Here is a 23,878-nt window from a genome sequence, read left to right as displayed (position 1 = left end):
GTTCTGGCGGCCGAACATTGAACGGGGTGAGGGTGTGGCGGGGCGTCATGAGGTGCCGGTGGATCCGGCGGCGGGTCCGGTGCAGCGGTTCGCGTTCGAGTTACGCAAGCTGAGGCTGGAGGCGGACGGGATCACCTACCGGTCCCTGGCTCAGCGGGCGGGTTACTCCGTGACCACGCTGTCGCAGGCCGCGGCGGGCGAGCAGTTGCCGACGCTCCCGGTGGTGCTGGCCTATGCGGGGGCGTGCGGTGCGGACCCGGCGGAATGGGAGGCCCGCTGGAAGGCGGCGGTGGAGGAGTCCGCCGATGACGGCTCTCGGGACGAGGACGGATCACTCGCGCCGTATCGGGGTCTCGCACGGTTCGAGACCGGGGACAGCGACCTGTTCTTCGGCCGGGAACAGCTCACCGCAGACCTGGTCGACCTACTGCGCCGCCGACGGTTCGCCGCGGTCTTCGGCCCCTCCGGCAGCGGCAAGTCCTCCCTGCTGCGGGCCGGCCTGATACCCGTCCTCCGGCGCGCTCAGGAGCCGGGCCCGCGCCCGGCCGCGATCCGCATCCTGACCCCGGGCGAACGCCCCGCCCGCAGCCACGCACCGCTCCTCACACCCGCGATTCCCCGCGACGGCGACGCCGCGGCGGACACGTTCGTGATCGTCGACCAGTTCGAGGAGGTCTTCACCCTCTGCCACGACGCGGCCGAGCGCGCCCGCTTCATCGATCTGCTGCTGACGGCCCGCCGGCCCGAGAGCCGTCTGCGGGTGCTGCTGGCAGTGCGCGGCGACTTCTACGGCCGCTGCGCCGAGCACCGTGAGCTGGCCGACGCACTGCGCGACGCCAACCTCCTGACCGGAGCGATGAGCCGCACGGAACTACGCGACGCCGTGGTCAGGCCGGCCACGGCCGCCGGACTGACCGTGGAACGCGCCCTCACCACCCGGCTGGTCGAAGAGGTCGCCGACGCGCCGGGCGGGCTGCCGCTGCTGTCTCACGCGCTGCTGGAGACCTGGCGCCGCCGCCGCGGCAAGACACTGACCGTGGCGGGGTACGAGGCGGCCGGATGCCTGGACGGCGCGATCGCCAAGACCGCCGAGGAGATCTACGGCCGGTTCACCGAGGACCAGGCGGCCGCCGCCCGCCGGGTGTTGTTGCGCATGGTCGCCCCCGGGGACGGCACGCCCGACACCCGCCGTCCCGTCGAGCGCGAGGAACTCGGCGACACCGCCCAGGTGGTGGAGGCGCTCGCCGGAGCGCGGCTGCTCACCCTGGACGGCGACACGGTCGAGATCGCCCACGAAGCACTGCTCACAGCCTGGCCCAGGCTGCGCGGGTGGATCGAGGAGGACCGCGAACGCCTGCGTGTGCACCGGAACCTGACCGAAGCGGCCCACGCCTGGCAGGAACTCGGTCGTGAGGAGGGCGCGTTGTACCGGGGAAGCCGGCTCGCCGCCACCCAGGAACACTTCGGCGGCACACCGCGCGAGGACCTGACCGACCTGGAGCACGCCTACCTCGACGCCAGCCGCGATCACGAGCACAAGGGCCGTCGCCGGTCCCGGCTGGTGCTCACCGCGGTCACCGCCGCCCTGTGCCTTGCCCTCGTCGCCGCCGGCCTCGCCGTGGGGCAGTGGCAGAGCGCAGTCACCGCCCAGCACCTGGCCCAGTCGCGGCAACTGGCGGGCCAGTCCGGTGCGTTGCTGGACTCCGACCCCGACCTCGCGGCACTGCTCGCCGTCCACGCCTACCGGACCAGCCCGACCCGCGAGGCCACCGCCGCCCTGTACGCCGCCGCGGCGCTACCGCTGCGCAAGCGCCTGACCGGCGGCACCGAACCGGTGGATTCCCTCGCCCTCAGTCCGGACGGGCACACCGTCGCCGACCAAACGAGGGACGGCAAAGTGCGGATCTGGGATCTGCCAGAAGGTCGGCTCCGACACACGTTCACCGGCCCCGACGACAGCGGCGAAGTCGCGGCGTTCAGCCCCGACGGACGCACCCTCGCCGTAGCCACCGACGGCGTCATCCGCAGGTGGGATCCGGTCACCGGCAGGCAACTTGGAACCCTCACCCTCCCCGGCGGTGCGATACGCGGGATCGCCTTCAGCCCTGACGGTCGTACCGTGGCCGCCGCCTCCTGGGCGGGTGTACGGGTGTGGGACGTGGCCACCGGCCGCAAGCGGCGCGGATTCACCGGCTACCCCGACCCGGAATCGGTCGCCTTCGGCCCTGACGGACGGACCCTCGCCGCGGTGGGCCTCGGCGGACTGGTGCGGGTGTGGGACGTTGCCACCGGCCGCACGCGGACCACCCACGACAGCCGCATTCACGGCGCAGGGGTGGCTCTCAGCCATGACGGCCGGACGTACGCGGTTGTCCTCGCCGACGGTTCGGTGCAACTGCGGGAGGTGGCCACCGGCGTCGTCCGGCGCACCATCCGGGACGGTTTCATCGGGTCGAACGAGGTGGCCTTCACCCCGGACGGGCGGACCCTCGCCATTCCGGGCCCGGGGGACACGGTGCGACTGTGGGACACCGCCTCCGGTGCGCGACGGGCCACCGTGACCGTCGGGCACCACGGACGGGGAACCGTGAGAGTGGCCCTCAGCGCGGACAGCCGTACCCTGGTCACCGGCAGCAATGCGGACCCCACCATCCGCGTCCACCGCCTGCCCGCCGATCCCCCGCAGACCACTCTGCCCGGCCCTGCCGGCACGTACATCGGCGACGTGGCCTTCAGCCCGGACGGACGCACGGTGGGCACGGTTCGCCAAGGCCCGCCGGGCCGTGGGTCGGTACAGCTCTGGGATGCCGCGACCGGCGATCGCGAAGCCACCCTGGCGCTCGACACGGATCCGGGTCCCACAGGACAGCAGCTGGCCGTCCCGGTTGGCCGCCTCGCAGCCGTGGGGGTCGACCCGACCGGCCGTGTCCTGGCTGCCAGGTCCGTCAAGAAGGGGGTGATCGAGGTCCGGGACGTCGCCACGGGCCGACTTCGCCTGAGCCGGGCCCTGGACGCCGTCTACACGGCGGTTTTCAGTCCCGAGGGGACACGGCTCGCCGTCGTCGACTGGCAGGGGACAGTACACCTCTGGAACCTCACCACCGGCGCACTGCACACCGCGGCTCAGCCCGGCCACGGCGGCCCCGTCCGGCGAGTGGCGTTCAGCCCGGACGGACGCACACTCGCCGTCGTGGACATCGAGGCCGGCGGTGACCAGGTCAGGCTGCTCGACGCCACGACGGGACGCACCCAGCGCACCATCAACCCGAGCGCCCAGTTCCTGTCGGCCTTCGCGTTCAGCCCGGACGGGGGCACCCTGGCCACCGTGAGCGGCAGTCGCGGATCGGTGACGATGTGGGACGCGCGCACCGGCCGGCTCCAGGACAGCTTCCGTGTCGAAGGTGAAGTGGCGTCGCTGGCCTTCAGCCCCGACGCGCGCACCCTGGCCGCGAGCAGCGCGAGAGGCGTCCAGTTGTGGGACCTCGCCACCGGCCAGACCAGACTCACCCTGCCGACGCGCTCACCCGAAGCGGCCGCGTTCAGCCCCGACGGACGCACCCTGGCCATCGGCACAGGCGGCTCCGTCGACCTGTGGAACGTCGAATTGCCCGACCCGGCCCGCGCGATCCACGACATCTGCGCGGCCGTCGACACCAACCTCACCCCTCAGGAGCAGTCCCGCTACCTGCACGACCAGTCCACGGAAACCGGCTGTCGACGGGCCCCGACATAGGAGGAGTCAGTCGGCACACGACCCCACTGGGACCTGCGGACAGGCGAGTCCACGGAGGCCCTGTACCTCCCCCTCCGGACCACGAGGGCCGTCGGCGATCAGCTCCTCATCTGCTGCGCCAACGACCTCACCCACTTCCGCCGGACCGGCACCCTCAACCCGCCCCCACATTGCTCGTGATCAACCGGAGCAGCTGCTTCACCACGGCATCCTGCTCCGGCGTCAGCCCCATGGCGTCGCCCATCGCCGACGGCACCGCCCGAGCCCTCTCCCGCAGTGCCATCCCCTCCTCGGTGAGCCGGATGGCCACCGAACGCTCGTCGTCCGGTCGGCGTTCGCGGCGCAGCAGCTCGGCCGCCTCCAGTCGCTTCAGCAGCGGCGACAGCGTGCTGGACTCCAGCTGGAGAGCCGTACCCAGATCGCGCACGGAGATCGAGTCCTGCTCCCAGAGCACCAGCATCACCAGGTACTGGGGATAGGTCAGCCCGAGTTCGTCGAGGAGCGGGCGGTAGCGCGCGGTGACCGCTCGCGATGCCGCGTAGAGCACGAAGCACAGCTGGTCGTCCAGGAGCAGGGTCTGCTCGGCCCTGCTGCGTGCGGATGTACTCACGGAACGGCTCCCTTCGCCGGGCCCTCCACCGTACGGCTTCGAGTCCCCTCGATTCTATCGACCCCTAATCGATTGTGCACGACTTAATAGTGCGCTACTGTTCTCGCCATGCCGCCACTCGGCCGAGCCCGCAGACTGAGCGCGCCCCCGGCACCCGATCCGAGGAGATCGTCATGACCGACAGCACCCCCCGCCCCGTACTGGAACCCGCCGCCCAGGCCTTCGCCGAGGCCACCGCGAACCCGCCGTACCTCTTCGACCTGGGCCCCGTCGAGGGCCGCAAGACGGTCGACGAGGTGCAGTCGGGTGAGATCGACAAGCCCGCCGTCGACGAGGAGTGGGTGACCGTCCAGGGCGGCCCGACCGGCAGCGTCCGGACGCGGATCGTGAAGCCCGCGGGCGCCACCGGCACCCTCCCCGTGGTGATCTACCTCCACGGCGCGGGCTGGGTCTTCGGCAACGCCCACACGCACGACCGGCTGGTCCGGGAACTCGCCGTCGGCACCGGCGCCGCGGTCGTCTTCCCGGAGTACGACCTCTCCCCCGAGGCGCGCTACCCGGTCGCCATCGAGCAGAACTACACGGTCGCCCAGTGGGTGGTGGAGCAGGGCGCGGCCAAGGGTCTGGACGCCACGCGCATCGCCGTGGCCGGGGACTCCGTAGGCGGCAACATGACCGCCGCGCTGACCCTGATGGCCAAGGAGCGCGGGGACGTCCCGCTCGTCCAGCAGGTCCTCTTCTACCCGGTCACCGACGCAAGCTTCGACACCGGCTCCTACCGCCAGTTCGCCGAGGGTTACTTCCTGCGCCGCGACGCCATGCAGTGGTTCTGGGACCAGTACACGACCGACGAGAAGCAGCGCGCCGAGATCACCGCGAGCCCCCTGCGCGCCTCCGTCGACCAGCTGCGCGACCTGCCCCCGGCCCTGGTCATCACCGCCGAGGCCGACGTCCTGCGCGACGAGGGCGAGGCGTACGCGAACAGGCTGCGCGAGGCCGGAGTCCCGGTCACCGCGGTCCGTTACCAGGGCATCATCCACGACTTCGTGATGCTCAACGCCCTGCGCGAGACCCACGCCGCCGAGGCCGCCATCACCCAGGCGGTCAGCACGCTCCGCACGGCCTTCACCGCTTCCTGATCTCCCGACCACCGCATGCCCAGGCCCCGGACTCGAAAAGTCCGGGGCCTTTTCCTACGGGATCCAGTAACCTGCCTAGGAATCCTAGGTTTACGGAGCACGCATGGTCCCCCGAGCAGGCCTCACCGCCGACCGCCTCACCGAGGCCGCCGCCGATCTCGCCGACGAGATCGGCTTCGAGAACATCACGCTGGCCGCCCTCGCCAAACGCTTCGGCGTGAAGGACGCCAGCCTGTACTCGCATGTCAGGAGCCTCCAGGACCTGCGCACCCGGCTCGCCCTGCTCGCCGGCGGCGAGATGATCGACCGGATCGCCGTCGCGGTGGCGGGGCGCGCCGGGAAGGACGCGCTGGCCGCCTTCGCCGGCGCCTACCGGGCGTACGCGCTGGAGCGGCCGGGGCGGTACGCGGCCACGCAGATCCGGATCGACCAGTCGCTGATCGCCGACACCCCCGCGCTCCGGCGCACCGCCGAGATCACCTACGGCATGCTCCGGGCCTACGGCCTCGCCGAACCCGATCTCACCGACGCGGTACGCCTGTTGCGCGCCACCTTCCACGGTTACTGCGCCCTGGAGTCGGCGGGCGGCTTCGGCGCCCCCCGCGACGTACAGAAGTCCTGGGACAGGGCGGTCGACGCCCTGCACGTGGCACTCGAGAACTGGCCCCAAGAGGAGAACACCGATGACTGACCCGCACTACGACATCACCGGCCACGGCCCCTTACTCCTGCTGCTCCCCGGCGGCGCCGGACACCCGATGGGCCTCGGCCCGATGACGGACGCGCTCGCCGGGCACTTCACCGTCGTCACCTACGACCCCCTGGGCCTCGCCCATGGCCGACTCGGCCTGCCCGTCGAGGACCAACGGCCCCAGGACTGGAGCGACGGCGCGCGGCGGGTGCTCGACGCGACGCTCCCCGAGGGCGAGTCGGCGTACGTCTTCGGCACCAGCGCCGGGGCCATCGCCGCGCTGGATCTGGTCGCCCGGCACCCGGAGCGGCTGCGGCACGTCGTCGCGCACGAGCCGCCGTGCGTCGGGGTGTTGCCGGACGGGGCACGCCAGCAGGCCGCGTTCCGGGAGATCTGTGAGGTCTACCGGGCCAAGGGGCTCGCGGCGGCGGGCGCGCTGATGACCGCCGTACTGGAGGAGCGGGATGCGGGAGAGCTGCCCGAGGGCCAACCTCTGTCCCGCGAGGAGGAGTTGACCAACCCGATGGCGGTCTCCCTCGCGCATGTCCTTGGGCCCTTCACGTCGTACGTCCCCGGGGCGAGCCCCTCGCAGGCCCGCCTCACCGTCGCCGCGGGGACCGACTCCCGCGGGCAACTCCTTCACCGGTCCGCCGAGTTCCTCGCGAAGGCGCAACAGGCCGACTTCGTCGAGTTTCCCGGCGGTCATCTCGGCATCCTCCACCACCCGGTGGACTTCGCCGACCGGCTCACGCGGACGCTGCTCGGGACCGGCGTGCGGTCATGACAGGTCGCCGAGCGCGTCGGCGTAGTACGTGGACCCCTTGAGGTGCAGGGCGAGTTCGCGGAAGGTCCAGCCCTCGCCGGGTGAGTGGTCGAGCTGGTGTTCGGTGAGGGCGTCGAGGCGGTTGGCCCAGATGCGGGCGAGCCGGGTGAGACGGCTGCGGGCCTCGTCCAGGTCTTCGTGGGTGAAGGGGGCGAGGTCGGCCGCGGTGGTCGTCGTGGACGCGTGCCAGTGGTCGGGCTGTGGAGTCTCGCCCGCGAGCCGCGCCTCCAACTCGGCGAGGTGGTCGATCAGATGGTCGGCGACCCGGCGGATCGCCTTGTGCGGCGTGTAAACGCGGTCGTCGACATGGACGGGCTTGCCGTCCCAGGCGGTCCAGGTATCGGCCAGGACCAGCACGTGGTGGACCATGCCGGTCACGGCGTGGGCGGGCGTCTGCTGCGGGTGTTCGGTCATGCGGGCACGCTAGGCGGGTGTCGTTTCGGTGCCGGCCGAAGTGTGGTGACCGAAGGGTGGTGTCCCCGAGGGGCCGGGCCGGCCTCAGTTCTCCCGTTCCGCCGCACTCCCCTCCACACAGAACTCGTTGCCCTCCGGTTCGGCCAGGACCACCCAGCCCATGCCGTCGCCCGTGCGCTGGTCGTCGATGAGCGTGGCGCCCAGGGTGCGGAGGCGGGCGACCTCCTCGTCGCGGGTGCGGTCTTGGGGCTGGAGGTCGAAGTGGAGCCGGTTCTTGAGGGTCTTGGTCTCCGGGACGGTCACGAAGAGCAGGCCCGCGTCCTCGATCAGCGCCTCCTCGTCGCCCGGCCGGTCCTCCTCGTGCAGCGGCTGTCCGAGGGCCTGGGACCAGAATGCGGCGACCGCGTAGGCGCGTCGGCGGCGCAGTCGATGGTCACGTGACTCCACCTACGCGCAAACGCGCGGGCTTCCTGTGTCAGTGGCTAGGCCACGTCGCAGAGGGCCAGCCCGGCCCTATTGAGGATGTTCAGGGCACCGACGTGGTCTGCGTTGGCGGTCATCCCGCACGCCGTGCACTGGAACTTCGCTTGGGTTGCGCGGTTCTCCTTCGCGACGTGCCCGCAGGACGGGCAGATGCGGGAGGTGTTGCGGGGGTCCACCGCGACGACGGTCCGACCGGCGCTTTCAGCCTTGTTGGCGAGGATCGCGAGGAACACCCCCCAACCCGCGTCGAGAATACTGCGGTTGAGCCCGGCCTTCGCGGCCCGCTGGTTCGGGAGGAAGCTGCCGTCCCGTTCCGGGTCGGGCTTGGGGGTCGAGGTGCGGGTCATGCCCGCCGTGTTCAGTTTCTCGTGCGCGATCGCGTCATGGTCGCGCACCAGGGTGAGGGCGGTCTTGTGCGCGTGGTCCAGGCGCTGGCGCCGGATCTTCGCGTGGATCTTGGCAACCGCCCGGGCGGCGGCGCGGTGTGCCTTCGTACGCCGCTTCGTCCGCCTGGGGAACGTCGCCAGGTGCCGCTGGCCTCGGCCAGTTCCCCGGCCGCCGCTTCGAGGAAGCGTGGGTTGGGCACGTGTGCGCCGTACGAGGTGGTCAGGAAGTGCGTGATGCCCATGTCGATCCCGACGACCGCGCCTGTCGGAGGAAGTTCCTCAGCGGGTACCTCGTCGCAGGCGAGGATGACGTACCAGCGGTTGCCCTCCCGCTTCACCGAGATCGTCTTGACCCGGCCGCGCACGGGCCGGTGCTGGTGGACCCGGACGTGTCCGACACCCTGGAGGCGGACGCGGGTGTGGGGGTCGTGCGGGGTGGAGTCCCAGCGGCAGCCGTCGCCATCCTTGGGGAAAGCGACGGTGTCGAAGTGCCCGACGCCCTTGAATCGCGGGTAGCCGGGTGTCTGTCCGGCCTTGACGCGGCGGAAGAATGCCTGGAATGCCTTGTCCAGGCGGCGCAGCGTGGCCTGCTGGCTGGAGAACGACCAGCGGCCTTGGCGTTCCGGGTCGAACGCCCGGATCTCGCGAAGCTGGGCCGACTGGTCTGGATACTTGATGCTCGTCTTCGAGGTGTGCCGGTAGGCGTCCCGGCGCTCCTGCAACGCGCCGTTGTACAGGGAGCAGTGGTCCCGCAGCATCTCCGTCAGAGCCCGCTCCTGGCGGACGGTGGGACGCAGGAGGAACGTGTACGCGCGGATCATGCGTCGTCCACCTGGTTCTTCTTCCAGGGTCGTTCCCACTGAGTGTCGATGTACCGCTGCACCGTCGCGGCCGAGACTGCGCCGATGGAGGCGGCGAAGTACGACGACGACCACAGCGTGGGCATCCGCGATTTCAGGTGCGGAAACTCCGAGCGCAGCACGCGCGAGGTGAAGCCCTTGAACTGGTTCGCCACGTACGAGGCCGACGACTTCGGGTCATGCTTGACGAACAAGTGGACGTGGTCAGGCATCACCTCAAGCGCCAGGATCTCCCACCCCCGTTCGTCGGCCTTCTGCCGGATCAACTCATCCAGGCGTGACGCGACCCTGCCACCGAGGACCGGACGGCGGTACTTCGGGCACCACACCACGTGGAGCCGCTAGATATCGGCTGGCGGATGGTCGAGGTCATGCGGGGATTCTCGGGGTCCGGTCGACCACCGCAAGATCGGCGGCAACGTTCGCACCGCCTGCGGCGACCTGGAGGTATGACTTCCGCAAGACGCACACCGCGCGACGGCGACACCCCCCGCGACACCACTCGCGACACCCCTCGCGCCGGCCACCGCCGGGTCCGCGCCGCCCGCAAGCCCGTCATCGCCGGTCTCGCCGCGACGACCGCGCTCGTCGGCGCCTGGTACGCCACCGCCGGCGCGGCCACGGCTCCCACACTCACCCCCGCCACCACGGCCGTGCCCCTGGCCGCCAAGTTCCCCTACCTGTCCGCCGGTTACAACAACACCCGCGAGTGGACCCGGACGGCGACGGCGGCGGCACCGAACGGCACCCTGCGCGTCGCCTGGCCCGCCTCGGACGGCATCCATGTCACCCCGCTGACGTCCGCCGGAAAGCGCTCGGGCACGGACACCGTCGTCAAGGGGGCGAAGGAGGTCGGCGGTCTGGTCGCGCACAACGACGGCTTCGCGCTGCTCACCCGGGTCACCGACACCAACACGTGGAAGGAGACGGCGGCCGCGATCGTCCGGTACACGAACGGCAAGCAGACGTTCCGTACGAAGCTCACCGGCACCGCCTCCCACGACACCTCCCCCACCCTCGACGGCCAACTCACCTGGAACGGCAAGAAGTACGGCGCCTACTTCGTGGTGCACGGCGCGGGCGGCTTCGCGGACGGCCACTTCGGCGACAAGCTGTCGTACGTCGGCGCCAAGGGCGCGAAGCTCAGCCGGGGGTGGGGCTGGGGATGCAGCCACAACGAGGGCGTGGCGCTGCACGCCGAGACCACTGGTGACTTCACCTCCCTCTGCTTCGACGACTGGCGTTCGGGACTGTTCGTGTCGACGGGCATCGGCGCCCCGGACGTGGCTCCGGTGGTGCAGCGCGAGCAGTGCTGGGCGGGGTACTGCGGCGGTACGTTCGCGAGCCGCACCGGCGACCTGGTGAAGTCCTCCACCGGCCGCTACGCGACCGCATTCGCCTCGCGCGGTGCCGCGTCCGCGAAGAAGAACCCGGACGACTCGAGCGGCCGCGGCTGGACGGTCAAGCCGAAGACCAGCACCCACCAGGTGGCGGTGGCCTTCCTGAAGAACCGCAACTCCGGCCCGGGCAAGGCCATTTACCTCACGAACGCGCCGGGCACCGAGCATGTCGACGTGCACGTGGCGCCGTACGGCAAGAACCGCCTTCTCGTGTCCTGGGAGTCCCTGAAGAACGCCAAGTGCGCGAGCGGCACCTGCACCGGCACCTTCACCGGCACGCACTTCCGGCTCATCGACTGGAACGGCAGGTTCCAGAGCGCGGACAAGGTGGTGTCGGCGCGGATCACGGGCGACATCGCGGTCCAGAAAGACGGGACGCTGACGTGGGCGTACGTCCCGGTGACGCCGTCGTACACGAAGCCGCTGACCGGTGCGTCCCCGACCTCGACGAGCCTGCGGATCGCCCGGCTCACCCCCTGAGAAGCAGCTGATTCTCGACGTCGTGCCCATACCGCTCGGGCCATGTGCGCAGGGATCTGCAACAGGCGTGCGCCGCCCAGCCGGCAATCTGGCGTGAGCCCCCTGGACGGCTGGCTCGCCGGGCGATCTTGGTTCGGTTCTCGCAGAATGGTGATGGCTGCCCGGCTCCGTGACCGGTCCGTGGGCGGACGAGTCTCGTGCGCGGCGGTCCTCCACCCGACAGCCCCTTCAGGAGCAGCTCATGGCAGTGATGACGGACGTGCTCGTTCCAGGCAGGGCCCGGCAGCTCCGGCTGGTCACGCCATCGGTCACCGAGCGGGCGGGGAGCACGGGAGCGGGGCCGTACGGGTCGTGCCGTCGGCCGTCCCTGAGATGTACGCAAGCTCGTGTTGCCGTCCTGAACCGGCTGCCGGGCCGGTGGGGCCATCACGCCGCCTGGCAGCCGGCCCGCCCGTGATCGAGCGCCGGGCCGGCGATACTCGTGCCGGCCCGTTTGGCGGTGCAGGTCCTCGGTCGGTTCTGCTCCGACCGCGTGATGCGGCGGGAGACACCGTCGCGGATGCACGGCCCGCATGGCCCTGGGCATGCGACCCCACCGAAACCGGACCATTGAGGCCGTCACTGACACGGACACCCGCCTCTACCACCGGAAGGCGGTCGCCCGGGCGTGGGACCGCTGCCCAGCGGCAGGGGGAACAGATCCGCCCGGCCGTGGGGGCCCGGGACCGGCGTCAGCGTCGCGGACACCCCGCTCCCGTCACGCCGGCCGCGACCTCCTCGGGCTCCCGGACCTTCCCGTCCCCTCCGCGCTCCATGCGAAAGGAATGCCTGCCGTGCGAATTACCGACATCCAGCACTGTGAGGTCCGTCCCGGACTCCTCATCGAGTGGACTCTCGATGAGGAGGCCATCGAGACTGCGAAAGGCCTGCCTGCGGATAGCCGGCCGCCGGCGTATGTCCAGGAGTCGCACGTCCGAACAGCTCGATCGGTCCGCGAGGACGGCCTGTTCATGCCGACGTGGGTCGGCACGGCATTCGACATTCCGGGCGGGGTCGATCTCCAGGTACTGCAGGAAGCGCTGCGGTGCTGGACTCTCCGGCACGAGACGCTGCGCAGCGGCTTCCGCTGGAGCGGCGGTGAAATGCGCCGGTTCACGCTGGACGCCGAGGCCGTGTCGCTGCGTCGCGAGACGGTCGGCGAATTCTCCGACGCGGAGAGACTGGCCCAGCATCTCCAGGACCGGTTCGACGTCGCGGCGAACGCCCTCAGCTGGCCGAACTTCATCTACTCGGCGGTCGTCCGGGACGACTGCACGAGCGTGTACATGGCCTTCGATCACAGCAACGTCGACTCGTACTCCATTCAGCGTATCCCCGCCGACATCCACGAACTCTGCACGGCGGGTGCCGAGGGCCGCGCCGTGGAGAGGGCGCCCAGCAGCTACGTCGACTTCTGCGACATCGAACGGACGGACGCGGACCAGATCGACGCCACTCACGAGATCGCCGCATACTGGCGGGAGTTCATGGACCGGTGCGGCGGGACGCTGCCGAACTTCCCTGTCGATCTCGGCCTGGATCCCGGCGGCGAACTGCCCGCACAGAACGGCATCCACGGGATGCTCGTGGATGCCGACGACGCCGCCGCGTTCGAGGCGTGTTGCCGGCCCTTCGGCGGGAGCATGGTCGGCGTCCTGGCTGCCACGAGCATCGCCGTCCACAAGATCGGCGGGGAGCCCGTCTTCCGGACGATGGTGCCCTTCCACACAAGGGGGAAGCCCGAATGGCGGGACTCCGTGGGCTGGTTCGTAGGTTGCGTGCCGGTCGAGATTCCCATTGCGCAGGCACCCGATTTCCAGAGCGCCCTGAAGATGGTGCGCACCGCGCTGAAGTCCAACAGGCGCATGGCCCGTGTGCCCGTCGCCCGGATACTGCGCCTGCTCGACTCGGACTTTCGCCCGACGTCGCTCGACCTGTACTCGCTGGTCTCGTTCGTCGACGCCCGGGACCTCCCCGGATCCGGGCATTGGGTCGAGTGGAAGGCATACATCCTGGGCAGGATGTCGTACGGCGACAAGGTGTGCGCATGGTTCAACAGGCTCCACGAAGGCTTGCATTTCGTGAGCCGCTACCCGGACACCGACATCGCGCGCAAGAACATGCAACTGTACGCCGAGCAGTTGCGGGAACTCATCGTCTCGGTGGCCAGGAACGGCCCGGGCCGGTCGGGTTGACCCGGGCGCCGAAGCCACCGGACTCCGGGAACAGCAGCCGGCCGTGGAGGCAGGTAGCGAGACCGGTGATCCTCTTCCTCCCCGAGCCGGCTCAGCCCTCCCCGGCGATTTCCACGCCGGAGCCGTCCAGACGGACCCGCACCTCGGTCCCGTCGCTCCAAAGGACCGTCAACTCCCCGGTTCCGTCGGCCCGTACGCTCACGGTGTCCGCCAGCGGAGGGTGGTCCGGCTCCCCGGTCAGCATCCCCAGCGCCACGAAGAGCGTCTCGTCCGTGCCGGTGACGCCGGACAACGTCTCGTCCAGTCCCACGGCAGCCAGCAGTTCGGCCCGGACTCCGTGCCGCGCGGCCCACCCGGTCACTCGTACCGGTGTCCCGGGCTCGGCCCCGGACACGAGGAAGGCGCGCACCTCCGCGGCACGGCGCGCGATCACCACACTCGTCACCCGGGCGCCGGAGGCCGCCGTGTGCCGGGAGGCCGCCCACCCGTCCCCCACCCCCAACGGCACGATCTCCGTACGGCTCGGATCGCCGTTCACGATCACGCTGTTGTCGTACGACGTCGAGGGCTCCGTCACCGTGGAGTAGGCGAGGCGGGTGTAGTACGGGTCGTAGCGCACGTCCTCGCTGCCGTGGTTGTGGAGGCGGACGAGGCCGTCGGAACTCGTGGACTGAAGGAGCCAGTTGGGGGCGGTGATCGAGGTGACCGCGTCGGAGCGTTCGGCCGGACCCGGCTCCTCCACCGCCGTCCACACCTCGTGGTCGGCCGGGAGGAGCAGGCCGAGGAAGCCCTTGCTCGCCCAGTACGGGGACGCAGGGCCCGAATAGCCCTGAAGGACAGCGGGGTCGGGGCCGTGCCAGCCGAGGGTGAGCAGGCCGTGGGAGTCCACCGCGCCGCGGTCCAGGAAGTACTTGAGGGCCCCGGAGGCCAGCCGCCGGGTCTCGCCCGGGGGCAGCGGGGTGTGGCCCGTCAGGGCGCCCAGCCACAGCGGGGCCGTCGTCGCGAAGCGATACGTCAGGGAGCGGCCCTGGTGCATCGGGGCACCGTCGGCGCCGAACAGGCGGGCGTAGTCCTCGAGATGGCGGGAGAGGCGGCCGCCGTACAGGTCCGTCAACCCGTCGTCCTGGGCCAGCCAGGCGTGCAGCACCGGGTAGAGGTGCATGGCCCAGCCGTTGTAGTAGTCGAACTTGCGGCCGTCGCCGTCGGTGTACCAGCCCTCGCCGACGTACCACTGCTCGATGCGCTCCAGCCCGCGGTCGATCGCCTTGCGGGAGGCGTCCGGCTCATATCCGGCGGACTCCAGGAAGCCGGCCACCGTGACCGGGAAGAGCTCCCAGTTGCAGGGCCAGGCCTCCGCGGTCAGCGCGTCGCCGAGCCAGGCCGCGGCGCGTTGCCGTACGGCGTCGTCCAGCCGGTCCCAGAGCAGCGGCTTCGTGATCCGCAGCGCGAACGCGATCGACGCCGCCTCCACCAACGGCTGGCTGCGGTCCTCGATACGGGGCCAGACTCCCGATACTCCGGCGGCGAGACCGTCCGCGTACCGCTCCAGTGCGGTCCCGTCCTGCCGGAGGGCCGCCAGCAGGAGCGTACGGGCGTAGCCCTCAAGGCCGTCGGAGAGGTGGCCGGACCAGCTCTGCCGGTCGCCGGGGAGGTGGTAGAGGGCGCGGTCCTCAGTGGCGTACGGCTCCACCGCGGCGAGCAGGGCGTCGGCCGCGGCCTCCCAATGGGCGCGCGTGTAGCCGGTGTACGGACTGAGGGTGCGGTCCTCAGGAGGCAGCTGCATCGGTTCTCTTTCTTCGGCTCACATCACAGACCTGGGGCGCCCCGGTTCCGGTCGGGACGCCCCAGGCGTCTATCCCACCCGCACCAGCCCTGCGGGCACCAGCCCCTGTGCGACCAGTTCGTCGCGGACCAGGCCCGCGTACACGGTGGCGCCGTGTACGGAGGTGTGGGTGTTGTCCCTTTTCTCGTTGTAGAGGTAGATCGCCTTCGAGCCCTCCACTCCCAAGGACTCCACCAGCGTCTTCGTCTTCGCCGTCAGGTCGATCAGCGGGACGTCCTCTGCTGCGGCCACCGAGCGGATCACCGCGGGATGGTCCACCCCGAGGCCGTTGACCAGCAGGGCCGTCCCGTTGTTCAGCGTGCCGTCCGAGTTGAACCAGCGTCGCACGATGGGCGTCACGAGGACAGGGTTCCCGCCTTTCTCCCTCACACCCGCGACCAGAGTCTCCAGGTTCGCCCGGTACGTCGCCTCGTCCGTCGTCTTGTCGTTGTGGGCGAGCTGGATCAGGACGAGGTCTCCGTGGCGGATCAGCGGCTGGACCGTGGCCCACAGGCGCGGCTCGGACAGATACGTCACCGTGCTCTCGCCGGAGTCGGCGTAGTTGGCCACGGACACGCCCTTGCGCAGGTACTGGGGCAGTTGCTGGCCCCAGCCGGAGTACGGGTCGCCGGGCTGGTCGCAGACCGTGGAGTCGCCGACCAGGAAGATCTGGCGCGCGTGCCGGGCGGGGGTGACCTCGATGCCGGCGAGCGCGGGGGCCGAGCCGCCCAGGGCGAGGTCCAGGCCGGGCGTGCCGTCGGGGCCGGTGGGCTCGCCCTCCGGGGTGCGGACGTTCACGGTGAAGCTGCGGGAGGCCCGTTCGCCGGCCGCGACCGCCGTCTCCGGCAGCAGGGAACGCCGGGTCTCGCCGCTGATCGCGGTGTGCGACTCCGCGTCACCACCGAGCAGCACCTTCACGTCGTACGTGCCCGGCGGGACGTCGAAGTGGCAGCCGGCCGCGGTGCAGTTCTCCATGCCGAGGGGGCGGCCGGCATGCGCCTGCGCCGGTACGGCCGTCAGGCCCGAGGCCAGCGCCACCGCCGCGAGGACGGCGAGGTTGAAACGTCTCATTCGTGGTTCCTCCGTCAGGGGGACAACACCTGGCGCCGGACCGTACCGCCATCTGCAAGCGCTTTCTAGACCTTGGACCGTTTTCACAAGATTGCCAACTTCCAGCGAGCGAAAGCCCTTTCGCGAAATCGATTCAACTGTCACTCTCCAAAGCACCCGCACCACCCCCACACCTCCCGGAGGAGGCACCCCCACATGTCCGAATCCACCGTGAACAGACCGGTCGGACGCCGTACCTTCGTCCTCGGCACCGCGGCCGCCGCAGGGACGGCCGCGCTCGCCGGGCCGCTCGCGGAGACCGCGTCCGCCGCGAGCTTCGGCTGGAGCGACGACGGCTCCAACTACGTCGTCGACACCGGCGCCAGCCTCGTCTTCAAGGTCAGCAAGACCAACGGCGACCTGACCTCGCTGGTCTACAAGGGCACGCAGTACCAGGGCTACGGCGGCAAGAACTCGCACATCGAGTCCGGGCTCGGCACGTCCACCGTGAGCATCAAGCAGTCCGGTACGACGATCCTGATCTCGGTCGCCTACGGCACGCTGAAGCACTACTACGCGGCCCGCAGCGGCGAGAACAACGTGTACCTGTGGACCAACAAGGCCGACGCCTCGGTCTCGGCGACCCGCTACATCCTGCGCGTCAACGCGGGCAAGTTCCTCAACGACGAGCCCGACTCGTACACCTACGCGCCCACCACCATCGAGGCCTCCGACGTCTTCGCGAAGTCCGACGGCCAGACCCGCTCCAAGCACTACGCGAAGGCGCGGGTCATCGACTACAACTACGTCGGCTGGACCACCGGCAGCGTTGGTCTGTACATCGTGCGCTCCAACCACGAGAAGGCCTCCGGCGGCCCGTTCTACCGCTCCCTCCTGCGCCACCAGAGCGCGGACGGCGGCGGCCTGTACGAGATCCTGTACTACGGCGAGAACCAGACGGAGGCCCAGCGCTTCGGCCTCCAGGGCCCCTACGTCATCGCCTTCACCGACGGCGGCGCCCCCTCCTCCGCGCTGTACCCGGGCACCCTCACCACCTCGTGGGCGGACTCGCTCGGCATCTCGGGCTACGTCCCCGCGAGCGGCCGGGGCAAGGTCGCCGGCGTCGGCATCACGGGCCGGAACACGGCGTACACCTACACGGTCGGACTCGCCAACTCCGCTGCCCAGTACTGGGGTTCGGCGCGGTCGTCGGACGGCTACTTCTCCATCGGGGGTGTGCTGCCGGGGACGTACACGCTGACCGTCTTCAAGGGTGAACTCGCCGTCTACACCGGCTCGGTGAGCGTCAGCGCGGGCGGCACGACCACCCTGAACTCCATAGCGATCCCTTCCTCGAACGATCCGGGCAACGCGAGCGCGATCTGGCGCATCAACAACTGGGACGGCACGCCCGGCGGCTTCAAGAACGCCGACCTGATGACGTACGCCCATCCGTCCGACGTCCGCGCCTCCTCCTGGACCGGCAACGTCGTCATCGGCAGCGGCACCGAGACCTCGGGCTTCCCCTGCTACCTGTGGAAGGACGTCAACAGCGGAATCATCGTCTACTTCAAGCTGACGGCCGCGCAGGCCGCCGCCGCGCACACCCTGCGCATCGGTGTGACGACGGCCTACGCCAACGGCCGCCCGCAGGTCGTCGTCAACGACACCTGGACCTCCGCCGTCCCCTCCCCGCCCACCCAGCCGAGCACCCGGTCGCTGACCGTGGGCTCGTACCGGGGCAACAACTACACGTTCACCTACAGCGTGCCGGCGTCCGCCTGGCTGACGGACACCAGCGCCTACAACACGCTGAAGATCTACGTGGCGAGCGGTTCGGGGTCGACGTCCTTCCTCAGTGCGGGCACGTCGATCGACGCGATCGATCTGCTGGCCTGACGTCAGGTCCCGCGCGTCCACTGCTGGTTGGTCGCTCCGCTGCACGCGTACGTGATGATCGCTGCGGAGTTGGCGGTGGACGCGCCGTTCACGTCCAGGCACTCGCCGGTGGACCTGGCCTTGATGTTCACGTACGAGCCCGAAGTGACCACCGACCACTGCTGGGTGGTCGCGCTGCCGCAGTTCTCCTGGGTGACGTTGGTGGCGTTCTCCTGGAGGCACAGGGAGCTGCCGCGGCCGACCAGCTGGTAGTAGCCGGTGCCGAGGTCCTTGAACCACCACTTCTGGTTGGCACCGCTGTTGCAGGTGTACTGGCTGATCGCGATGCCCTGCCACAGCGACTGACTGGCCACGTCCGCGCACTTGCCGCTGTTGCGGGAGACCAGCGTGTTGTACGTGGCGCTCGTGCCGCTGATCGTCCCGGCCGCCGCGTCGATCGTGATCTGGGGGTACCAGGACATGGACATCGTGGTGGAGGTGGGGAAGGTCAACGGCAGCCACACGTACCGGGAGTCGTTGACGGTCCCGCCGAAGGAGTTGCCCCAGCGGTCGCCCATGTAGAGGTACGAGGTGCCCGAAGTGCCCTGCACCGGAAGGACGTACGCGGTCTGCGAGTTGTAGGTTGTTGAGTCACCGACGTTCGCCATCGAGGTCCACGGTCCGGCGAGGGAGGTGGCGGTGGCGTACTGCTGCTGGTTGGCGCTCCAGCCGGTGGCGCCCGACGTCAGCATGAAGTAGACGCCGCCCCGCTTGAACAGGGCCGGGGCCTCGCGGTGTCCGCCCACCCACGGGTTGGCGACCAGAGCGGCGATGCCGGTGTAGTCGGCGGTGAGTTTGTAGATGTGCAGGTCGTAGTTCTCGTTGGCCGCCGAGACCATGTAGCCGGTGCCGTCGGTGTCGACGAACGTCGTGATGTCGCGGGACATGTTGTCGCCCAGCGGGCGGAAGCTGCCCTGGTAGGTGTAGCTCCCGTCGACCGTGGAGGAGACGGCGACGGCGGCGCGGGCCTCGCTGTAGTCGGTGCCGTTCTCCTTGTGCATCCACATCACGAACTTGCCGGTGGACGCGTTGTAGACGACCTTGGACCGCTCGATGTAGGCGGTGGCGAGCTCCGAGGCGCTGGACTGGGTCAGGACGTGGTTCCTGAACTCCCAGTTCTTCAGGTCGGTGGAGCGGTAGGCGTCCACGTACCGGAAGGTGTTGTCGGAGTTGCGGTCCTCGCCGAACCAGTAGTAGTAGGAGCCGACCTTGATGACCCCGCCGCCGTGGGCGTGCAGGGCGTTGCCCGAGGTGTCCGTGAACTGGACGCCGTTGGGGATCGTCAGCGGAGCGGCCTGGGCCGGTCCGGCGGTCGCCAGGGCGCCGGCCAGGGCCAGACACAGGGCGAGCAGTACCGCGTAAGCACGCCTCACGACGCAACCTCCGTGTCCGTGGCGGTGTCCGCCACCGGTATGCCGAAGTTCGGGGTGCCGTCCGCGTGCCAGCCGAGCTTCTGGACGCGGGTGTGGCGGTTGGGGTCGTTCAGCGGGTCGCCGACGATCTCCTTGTACTGGCGGGCGTGATAGACGAGGACGTCACTGCGACCGTCCTCGGCGACGGTGAAGCAGTTGTGGCCCGGGCCGTACTGCCTGGTGGTGTCGTTGCTGGTGAAGACGGGGGTCGGTGACTTGGACCAGCTCGCCGGGTTCATGAGGTCGGCGTCCGCGTCGACCGTCAGCAGGCCCATGCAGTAGTGCCAGTCGGTCGCGCTCGCCGAGTACGACATGAAGAGCCGGCCGTTGCGGGCGATGACGGAGGGGCCCTCGTTGACCTTGTAGCCGATGCACTCCCAGTCGTACTCCGGGGTGGAGAGCCTGATCTGAGGACCCGTCAGGGTCCACGGGTTCGCCATCCTCGACAGGAAGATGCCGGTGTTGTTGTCCAGGCCGGGCTCGTGCTGGGCCCAGGCGAGATAGCGGCTGCCGCGGTGGGTGAAGGTGGTGGCGTCCAGGGAGAAGGTCTCCCAGGCGGTCCTGATCTGGCCTCGTTCCACCCAAGTCCCCTTGAAGGGGTTCGGGTTGGCGTTCTCCAGGACCCAGATACGGATGTCCCACACGCTCTCGGCGGGCGCGGAGGCGAAGTAGATGTACCACTTGCCGCCGACGCGGTGGATCTCCGGCGCCCAGATGTGGGCGCCCATGACCCCGGTCGGGTGCTTGGTCCAGATGACGGACTCGTCGGCGGTCGCGAGGCCGCGCAGGGTGCGGGAGCGGCGCAGGATGATGCGGTCGTACTCGGGGGCGGTGGCCGTGAAGTAGTAGTAGCCGTCGGAGTGACGGTGGATGTACGGGTCCGCGCGGTTGCGGACGAGCGGGTTCACGAAGGGGGCGGCCTTCTTCGGGCGCGGGGCGGCTTCGGCGACTGCGGGGGTCGCGGCCAGGGCGCCCGCGGCCAGGGCACCTTTCAGCAGCAGTCGTCGGTGGGGGACGTCGGCGGCGCGGCTCATACGGACTGCCTCTCGGAGGGGGGTGTCCTGAGAGAGATGTTCGATATTGAGAACATCTGTTGTTATTGCGAACAGCCGAAAGGTAAGGCTGGGGAACCCGGAGGTCAACGGGTCGGACGAGACCAAAAGAAGGCGCTTTCTGTTTTCGGTTTTCTGTTATCGGCCCGCGCCTCGCCCGTCTCCGGTCATGTGCGCAGCCATTTCCACAAGACAGCAGCCGCGGCCGGAGCCCTGGCGGCGGCCGCCCTCCTGGTCACCGCTCCCCCGGCGGCGGCCGCCGGTTCCCGTGACGTCACGGCCGACGTCCTCGCGGACCGGGACGTCACCCTGACCGGCGACACCGTCGTCACGGTGCCCGCGGGGTCGACGACGTACGACGGGGTGTTCCGCGGCGAGGGCACGCTCACCGTGCGCGGCAGCGGGACGCTGATCCTGACCAGGGACAGCGACTTCACGCTGCCCCGGTCCCGCCAGCGGCAGTCCGTGCGGACACTCGGCGGCAACCACCCCTACGTCACCACGACCCGCCCGGACCCGCCCGCGATCACGGTCGAGCGCGGAGCGACCCTCCAGTACGGCAACGGCGGGACGACAGGCCTGATCGGTCACTTCCCGTACGGCACCCCGGCGTTCCGGCTGAACCAGGACAACATCCGGGTCGACGGCACCCTGCGGCTGTCCCTGAAGAGCGCCTACAACCTGGGCACCGTCAGCGGCTCCGGCCTGATCACCCAGCCACGCTTCCTCTGGGGCACGTGGGACCTGACCTCAGGCCCGTTCTCCGGGGTCATCGACAACGGCACCCAGGCCAACGCCGGGCGGCCCGAGTACGCGACCTCGCTGCCCAACGCGCGCAAGGTGCTCAACCAGGGCACCTGGACCGTGGACACCCCGCTGGGCCAGACCGTCACCCAGCGGATGGACTTCTACCAGCGCGAGTACGGCAGCGACATCAACGTCCAGTCCCGGCCGGGCGGCAAGGTGGTCCTCACCGGCCAGTACAGCTGGTCGAACCAGGGCGGTGACACCAACCCCTCACTGAGCGACCCCGCCCTGAACTGGACGCCGGCCACCAAGAACGTCAACAAGCGCGGCACCAACATCAAGGGCGCGAACGTCCAGTGGGGAGACGGGACGACCAGCAGGATCTTCATGCCCGGCACGGCGAAGACGGTGTACATCAACCTGCTGGCGGCGCGCTCCCGTTCCCTGCTGACCTTCGACTACAACGGACCCGTCACCCTGGGCGCCCCCATCGGCGGTGGCCGCTTCCACGACACCCTGTCCGCGCCCGGCGCGGGTGACATCGTCATCAAGGGGACGAAGGGCAATGACGTCACCTTCGCGGCCGTCCAGTACTACGACGGCTCCACGACGGTCGAGAAGGGCGCCGTGCTCCGCCTCGGCAGCGGCAAGCCGGGGGGCGACGGCGGGCTCTACACCGGCGGCGGTCTCTACAAGCTCGTGAACAACGGCTCGCTGATCGTCGACAACACGACCAAGCCCCTGACCCTGCCCCGGATCAGCGGCAGCGGCTCCCTCACCCAGGCGGGCGGGGCGACGACGACCCTGACCGGAAGCGCGGTGACGTACACGGGGACGACGACGGTCCGCAAGGGGACGCTCGCCCTGCGGGGCGGAGCAACTCTCGCCCGCAGCAAGGGGATCCGGCTCACCTCGACGGCCGCACGGCTGGACGCGGGCACGACCGGTCTTCGCGTGGTCTCCTCGCTGTCCGGCAAGGGCTCGGTGAAGGGCGCGGTCACCAACGAGGGCGTGGTCACGGGAGGACTCACCGTTTCCGGCCGCTACACGCAGACCTCGAAGGGTGAACTGGTCCTGCGAGACGGTCCGTTGAAGGTGACGGGCCCGGTTCGGCTTGCCGGTGAGCTCGACTTCTCGGCCGTCGGCACCGACCCCGCCCGCCGGATCACCGTGCTGGACAACAAGGGCACGTCGAAGACCACGGGCGCCTTCAAGGGCCTGAAGGAGGGCACGCGGCTCCAGCTCGCCGACACGACGTACCGGATCACCTATCGGGGCGGGGACGGCAACGACGTCGTACTGGCCGCGGCAACGGCGAGCGCCTCGCCGGGCGTCCGTGCCGATACCGCGTCGAAGGCTCCGGCAGCGGCACCCCACACGACGGGAGCGGAGACGGAGGGGCTGGGCTGGTGGCCGTACATTCTGGCGCTGGGTCTGCTGGGCGGGCTGGTGGTCCCGCCGACCGTGCGCAGGCGGGGCAAGCGACATGAGGGCGGACGGCACGCGGCGCACTGATCGGTGCCGGCGCAGGCCGCCCACGGTCCGGTGACGTCCTTGGTGCGGGTGAGGGCCTTGAGTTGTCCGCCCACACGCTGGTCCCGGTGTTCGCGTACCGGACGGCTGCGGCCGTCTCCCGTCCCGTCGGCTAGCGTCGAGGCATGACCAGCGACACCCCGGAAGTCCCCGACGCCCTCTCCCGCCCCCTCGCCGACACCCTCGCGGCGGGCCCTGTCGTCCTCGACGGCGGGATGTCCAACCAGCTGGAGTCCGCCGGGCACGATCTGAGCGACGAGCTGTGGTCGGCGCGGCTGCTCGCGGAGCGGCCCGAGGCGATCACCGAGGCGCATCTCGCCTACTACGAGGCGGGCGCGGACGTGGCGATCACGTCCAGCTACCAGGCCACCTTCGAGGGGTTCGCCAAGCGCGGGATCGCGCGCGAGCGGGCGGCGGAACTGCTTGCCCTGAGCGTCGGGCTGGCGCGCGAGGCGACGCGGCAGGCGTGGGCGAAGGGGGTCCGGCGGCCGCTGTACGTGGCGGCCTCGGTCGGGCCGTACGGCGCGATGCTCGCGGACGGTTCGGAGTACCGGGGCCGGTACGGCCTGAGCGTGACCGAGCTGGAGGCCTTCCACCGGCCCCGGCTCGAGGTGCTCGCGGCGGCCGGGCCCGACGTCCTGGCCCTGGAGACGATCCCCGACAGCGACGAGGCGCAGGCGCTGCTGCGCGCCATCCGTGGTCTCGGTGTCCCGGCCTGGCTCTCCTACTCCGTCGCCGGCGACCGCACCCGGGCCGGCCAGCCCCTGGAGGAGGCGTTCGCCCTGGCCGCCGACGTGGACGAGGTCATCGCGGTCGGCGTCAACTGCTGTGTCCCCAAGGACGTGGACCACGCGATCGAGACGGCCGCGCGGGTCACCGGCAAGCCGGTCGTGGTCTACCCCAACAGCGGCGAGTCCTGGAACGCGGAGGCGCGCCGCTGGGAGGGACGGTCCTCGTTCACGTCGGAGGAGGTCACGAGGTGGCGGAAGTCGGGGGCGCGGCTGATCGGGGGGTGCTGCCGGGTAGGGCCTGAGGCGATCTCCGGGATCTCGGGGGCGGTGCGTTAGCGGG

General features: G+C 70.2%; 17 protein-coding genes and 1 pseudogene. 9 read left to right on the top strand and 9 right to left on the bottom strand.

From position 1 onward, the window contains the following. The first annotated feature begins 34 nt into the window (after positions 1 to 34). The gene (locus QF027_RS37150; RefSeq protein ID WP_307079581.1) at positions 35 to 3,733 is read left to right on the top strand and encodes an nSTAND1 domain-containing NTPase; all 3,699 of its coding nucleotides are present in this window, start codon (positions 35 to 37) and stop codon (positions 3,731 to 3,733) included. 154 nt (positions 3,734 to 3,887) lie between these two features. Here the strand turns inward: QF027_RS37150 and QF027_RS37145 are convergent, their stop codons facing one another. After that, a complete protein-coding gene (locus tag QF027_RS37145) occupies positions 3,888 to 4,343 on the bottom strand; it encodes a MarR family winged helix-turn-helix transcriptional regulator (RefSeq protein WP_307079579.1) in 456 nt (151 codons plus the stop codon). 173 nt (positions 4,344 to 4,516) lie between these two features. Between QF027_RS37145 and QF027_RS37140 the strand changes: the two genes are divergently transcribed. The 3 genes from QF027_RS37140 to QF027_RS37130 all read left to right on the top strand — a co-directional run bounded on the left by QF027_RS37140 (position 4,517) and on the right by QF027_RS37130 (position 6,957). Continuing rightward, entirely contained in the window at positions 4,517 to 5,482 is a 966-nt protein-coding gene (locus tag QF027_RS37140) for an alpha/beta hydrolase (RefSeq protein ID WP_307079578.1), read from the top strand. Positions 5,483 to 5,585: 103 nt separating this feature from the next. Continuing rightward, positions 5,586 to 6,173 carry a TetR/AcrR family transcriptional regulator gene (locus tag QF027_RS37135; RefSeq protein WP_307079576.1) on the top strand — a complete coding sequence of 196 codons (588 nt, stop codon included), beginning with the start codon at positions 5,586 to 5,588 and terminating at the stop codon, positions 6,171 to 6,173. Continuing rightward, positions 6,166 to 6,957, top strand: coding sequence for an alpha/beta fold hydrolase (locus tag QF027_RS37130; RefSeq protein WP_307079574.1), 792 nt, complete (start codon positions 6,166 to 6,168; stop codon positions 6,955 to 6,957). The genes QF027_RS37135 and QF027_RS37130 overlap by 8 nt, the downstream gene beginning before the upstream one ends. On the opposite strand, the gene QF027_RS37125 is transcribed toward QF027_RS37130, so the two are convergent. From QF027_RS37125 to tnpA, 4 genes and pseudogenes are all read right to left on the bottom strand, one after another. Beyond that, on the bottom strand, positions 6,952 to 7,410 hold the full coding sequence (locus QF027_RS37125) for a hypothetical protein (RefSeq protein WP_307079572.1): 459 nt from the start codon (positions 7,408 to 7,410) through the stop codon (positions 6,952 to 6,954). The genes QF027_RS37130 and QF027_RS37125 overlap by 6 nt on opposite strands. A gap of 84 nt (positions 7,411 to 7,494) precedes the next feature. After that, positions 7,495 to 7,857, bottom strand: a complete 363-nt coding sequence (locus QF027_RS37120; protein WP_307079570.1) for a VOC family protein — start codon at positions 7,855 to 7,857, stop codon at positions 7,495 to 7,497. 35 nt (positions 7,858 to 7,892) lie between these two features. Continuing rightward, a pseudogene (locus QF027_RS37115) lies at positions 7,893 to 9,100 on the bottom strand (RNA-guided endonuclease InsQ/TnpB family protein). Beyond that, positions 9,097 to 9,471: an IS200/IS605 family transposase gene (gene tnpA, locus QF027_RS37110; protein ID WP_307079568.1), complete on the bottom strand. Its 375-nt coding sequence runs from the start codon at positions 9,469 to 9,471 to the stop codon at positions 9,097 to 9,099. The pseudogene QF027_RS37115 and the gene tnpA overlap by 4 nt, the downstream one beginning before the upstream one ends. Positions 9,472 to 9,588: 117 nt before the next feature. Here tnpA and QF027_RS37105 point away from each other — a divergent pair, with 117 nt between their 5' ends. Then, a complete protein-coding gene (locus QF027_RS37105; protein WP_307079566.1) occupies positions 9,589 to 11,019 on the top strand; it encodes a hypothetical protein in 1,431 nt (476 codons plus the stop codon). Positions 11,020 to 11,852: 833 nt separating this feature from the next. Continuing rightward, a complete protein-coding gene (locus QF027_RS37100) occupies positions 11,853 to 13,253 on the top strand; it encodes a condensation domain-containing protein (protein ID WP_306974798.1) in 1,401 nt (466 codons plus the stop codon). Between the two features lie 91 nt (positions 13,254 to 13,344). On the opposite strand, the gene QF027_RS37095 is transcribed toward QF027_RS37100, so the two are convergent. After that, complete coding sequence (locus QF027_RS37095) at positions 13,345 to 15,036, bottom strand: DUF2264 domain-containing protein (RefSeq protein WP_307079564.1); 1,692 nt, start codon at positions 15,034 to 15,036, stop codon at positions 13,345 to 13,347. A gap of 69 nt (positions 15,037 to 15,105) precedes the next feature. Continuing rightward, on the bottom strand, positions 15,106 to 16,146 hold the full coding sequence (locus tag QF027_RS37090) for a rhamnogalacturonan acetylesterase (RefSeq protein ID WP_307079562.1): 1,041 nt from the start codon (positions 16,144 to 16,146) through the stop codon (positions 15,106 to 15,108). Positions 16,147 to 16,341: 195 nt separating this feature from the next. On the opposite strand from QF027_RS37090, the gene QF027_RS37085 reads away from it, so the two are divergent. Beyond that, a complete protein-coding gene (locus QF027_RS37085) occupies positions 16,342 to 18,024 on the top strand; it encodes a rhamnogalacturonan lyase B N-terminal domain-containing protein (protein ID WP_307079559.1) in 1,683 nt (560 codons plus the stop codon). A 2-nt stretch (positions 18,025 to 18,026) separates the two neighbouring features. On the opposite strand, the gene QF027_RS37080 is transcribed toward QF027_RS37085, so the two are convergent. Further along, on the bottom strand, positions 18,027 to 19,436 hold the full coding sequence (locus tag QF027_RS37080) for an RICIN domain-containing protein (protein WP_307079557.1): 1,410 nt from the start codon (positions 19,434 to 19,436) through the stop codon (positions 18,027 to 18,029). After that, complete coding sequence (locus tag QF027_RS37075) at positions 19,433 to 20,509, bottom strand: glycoside hydrolase family 43 protein (RefSeq protein WP_306974807.1); 1,077 nt, start codon at positions 20,507 to 20,509, stop codon at positions 19,433 to 19,435. The genes QF027_RS37080 and QF027_RS37075 overlap by 4 nt, the downstream gene beginning before the upstream one ends. Before the next feature lie 189 nt (positions 20,510 to 20,698). Between QF027_RS37075 and QF027_RS37070 the strand changes: the two genes are divergently transcribed. Next, entirely contained in the window at positions 20,699 to 22,789 is a 2,091-nt protein-coding gene (locus tag QF027_RS37070; protein ID WP_307079555.1) for an autotransporter, read from the top strand. Between the two features lie 143 nt (positions 22,790 to 22,932). Continuing rightward, a complete protein-coding gene (gene mmuM / locus QF027_RS37065) occupies positions 22,933 to 23,874 on the top strand; it encodes a homocysteine S-methyltransferase (protein WP_307079553.1) in 942 nt (313 codons plus the stop codon). Positions 23,875 to 23,878: the final 4 nt, after the last annotated feature.

The sequence above is a fragment of the Streptomyces canus genome (genome assembly GCF_030816965.1).
Lineage (GTDB): Bacteria > Actinomycetota > Actinomycetes > Streptomycetales > Streptomycetaceae > Streptomyces > Streptomyces canus_E.
The sequence above is the reverse complement of the archived record's forward strand: the minus strand, read 5'-3'. Positions and strand labels throughout refer to the sequence as shown.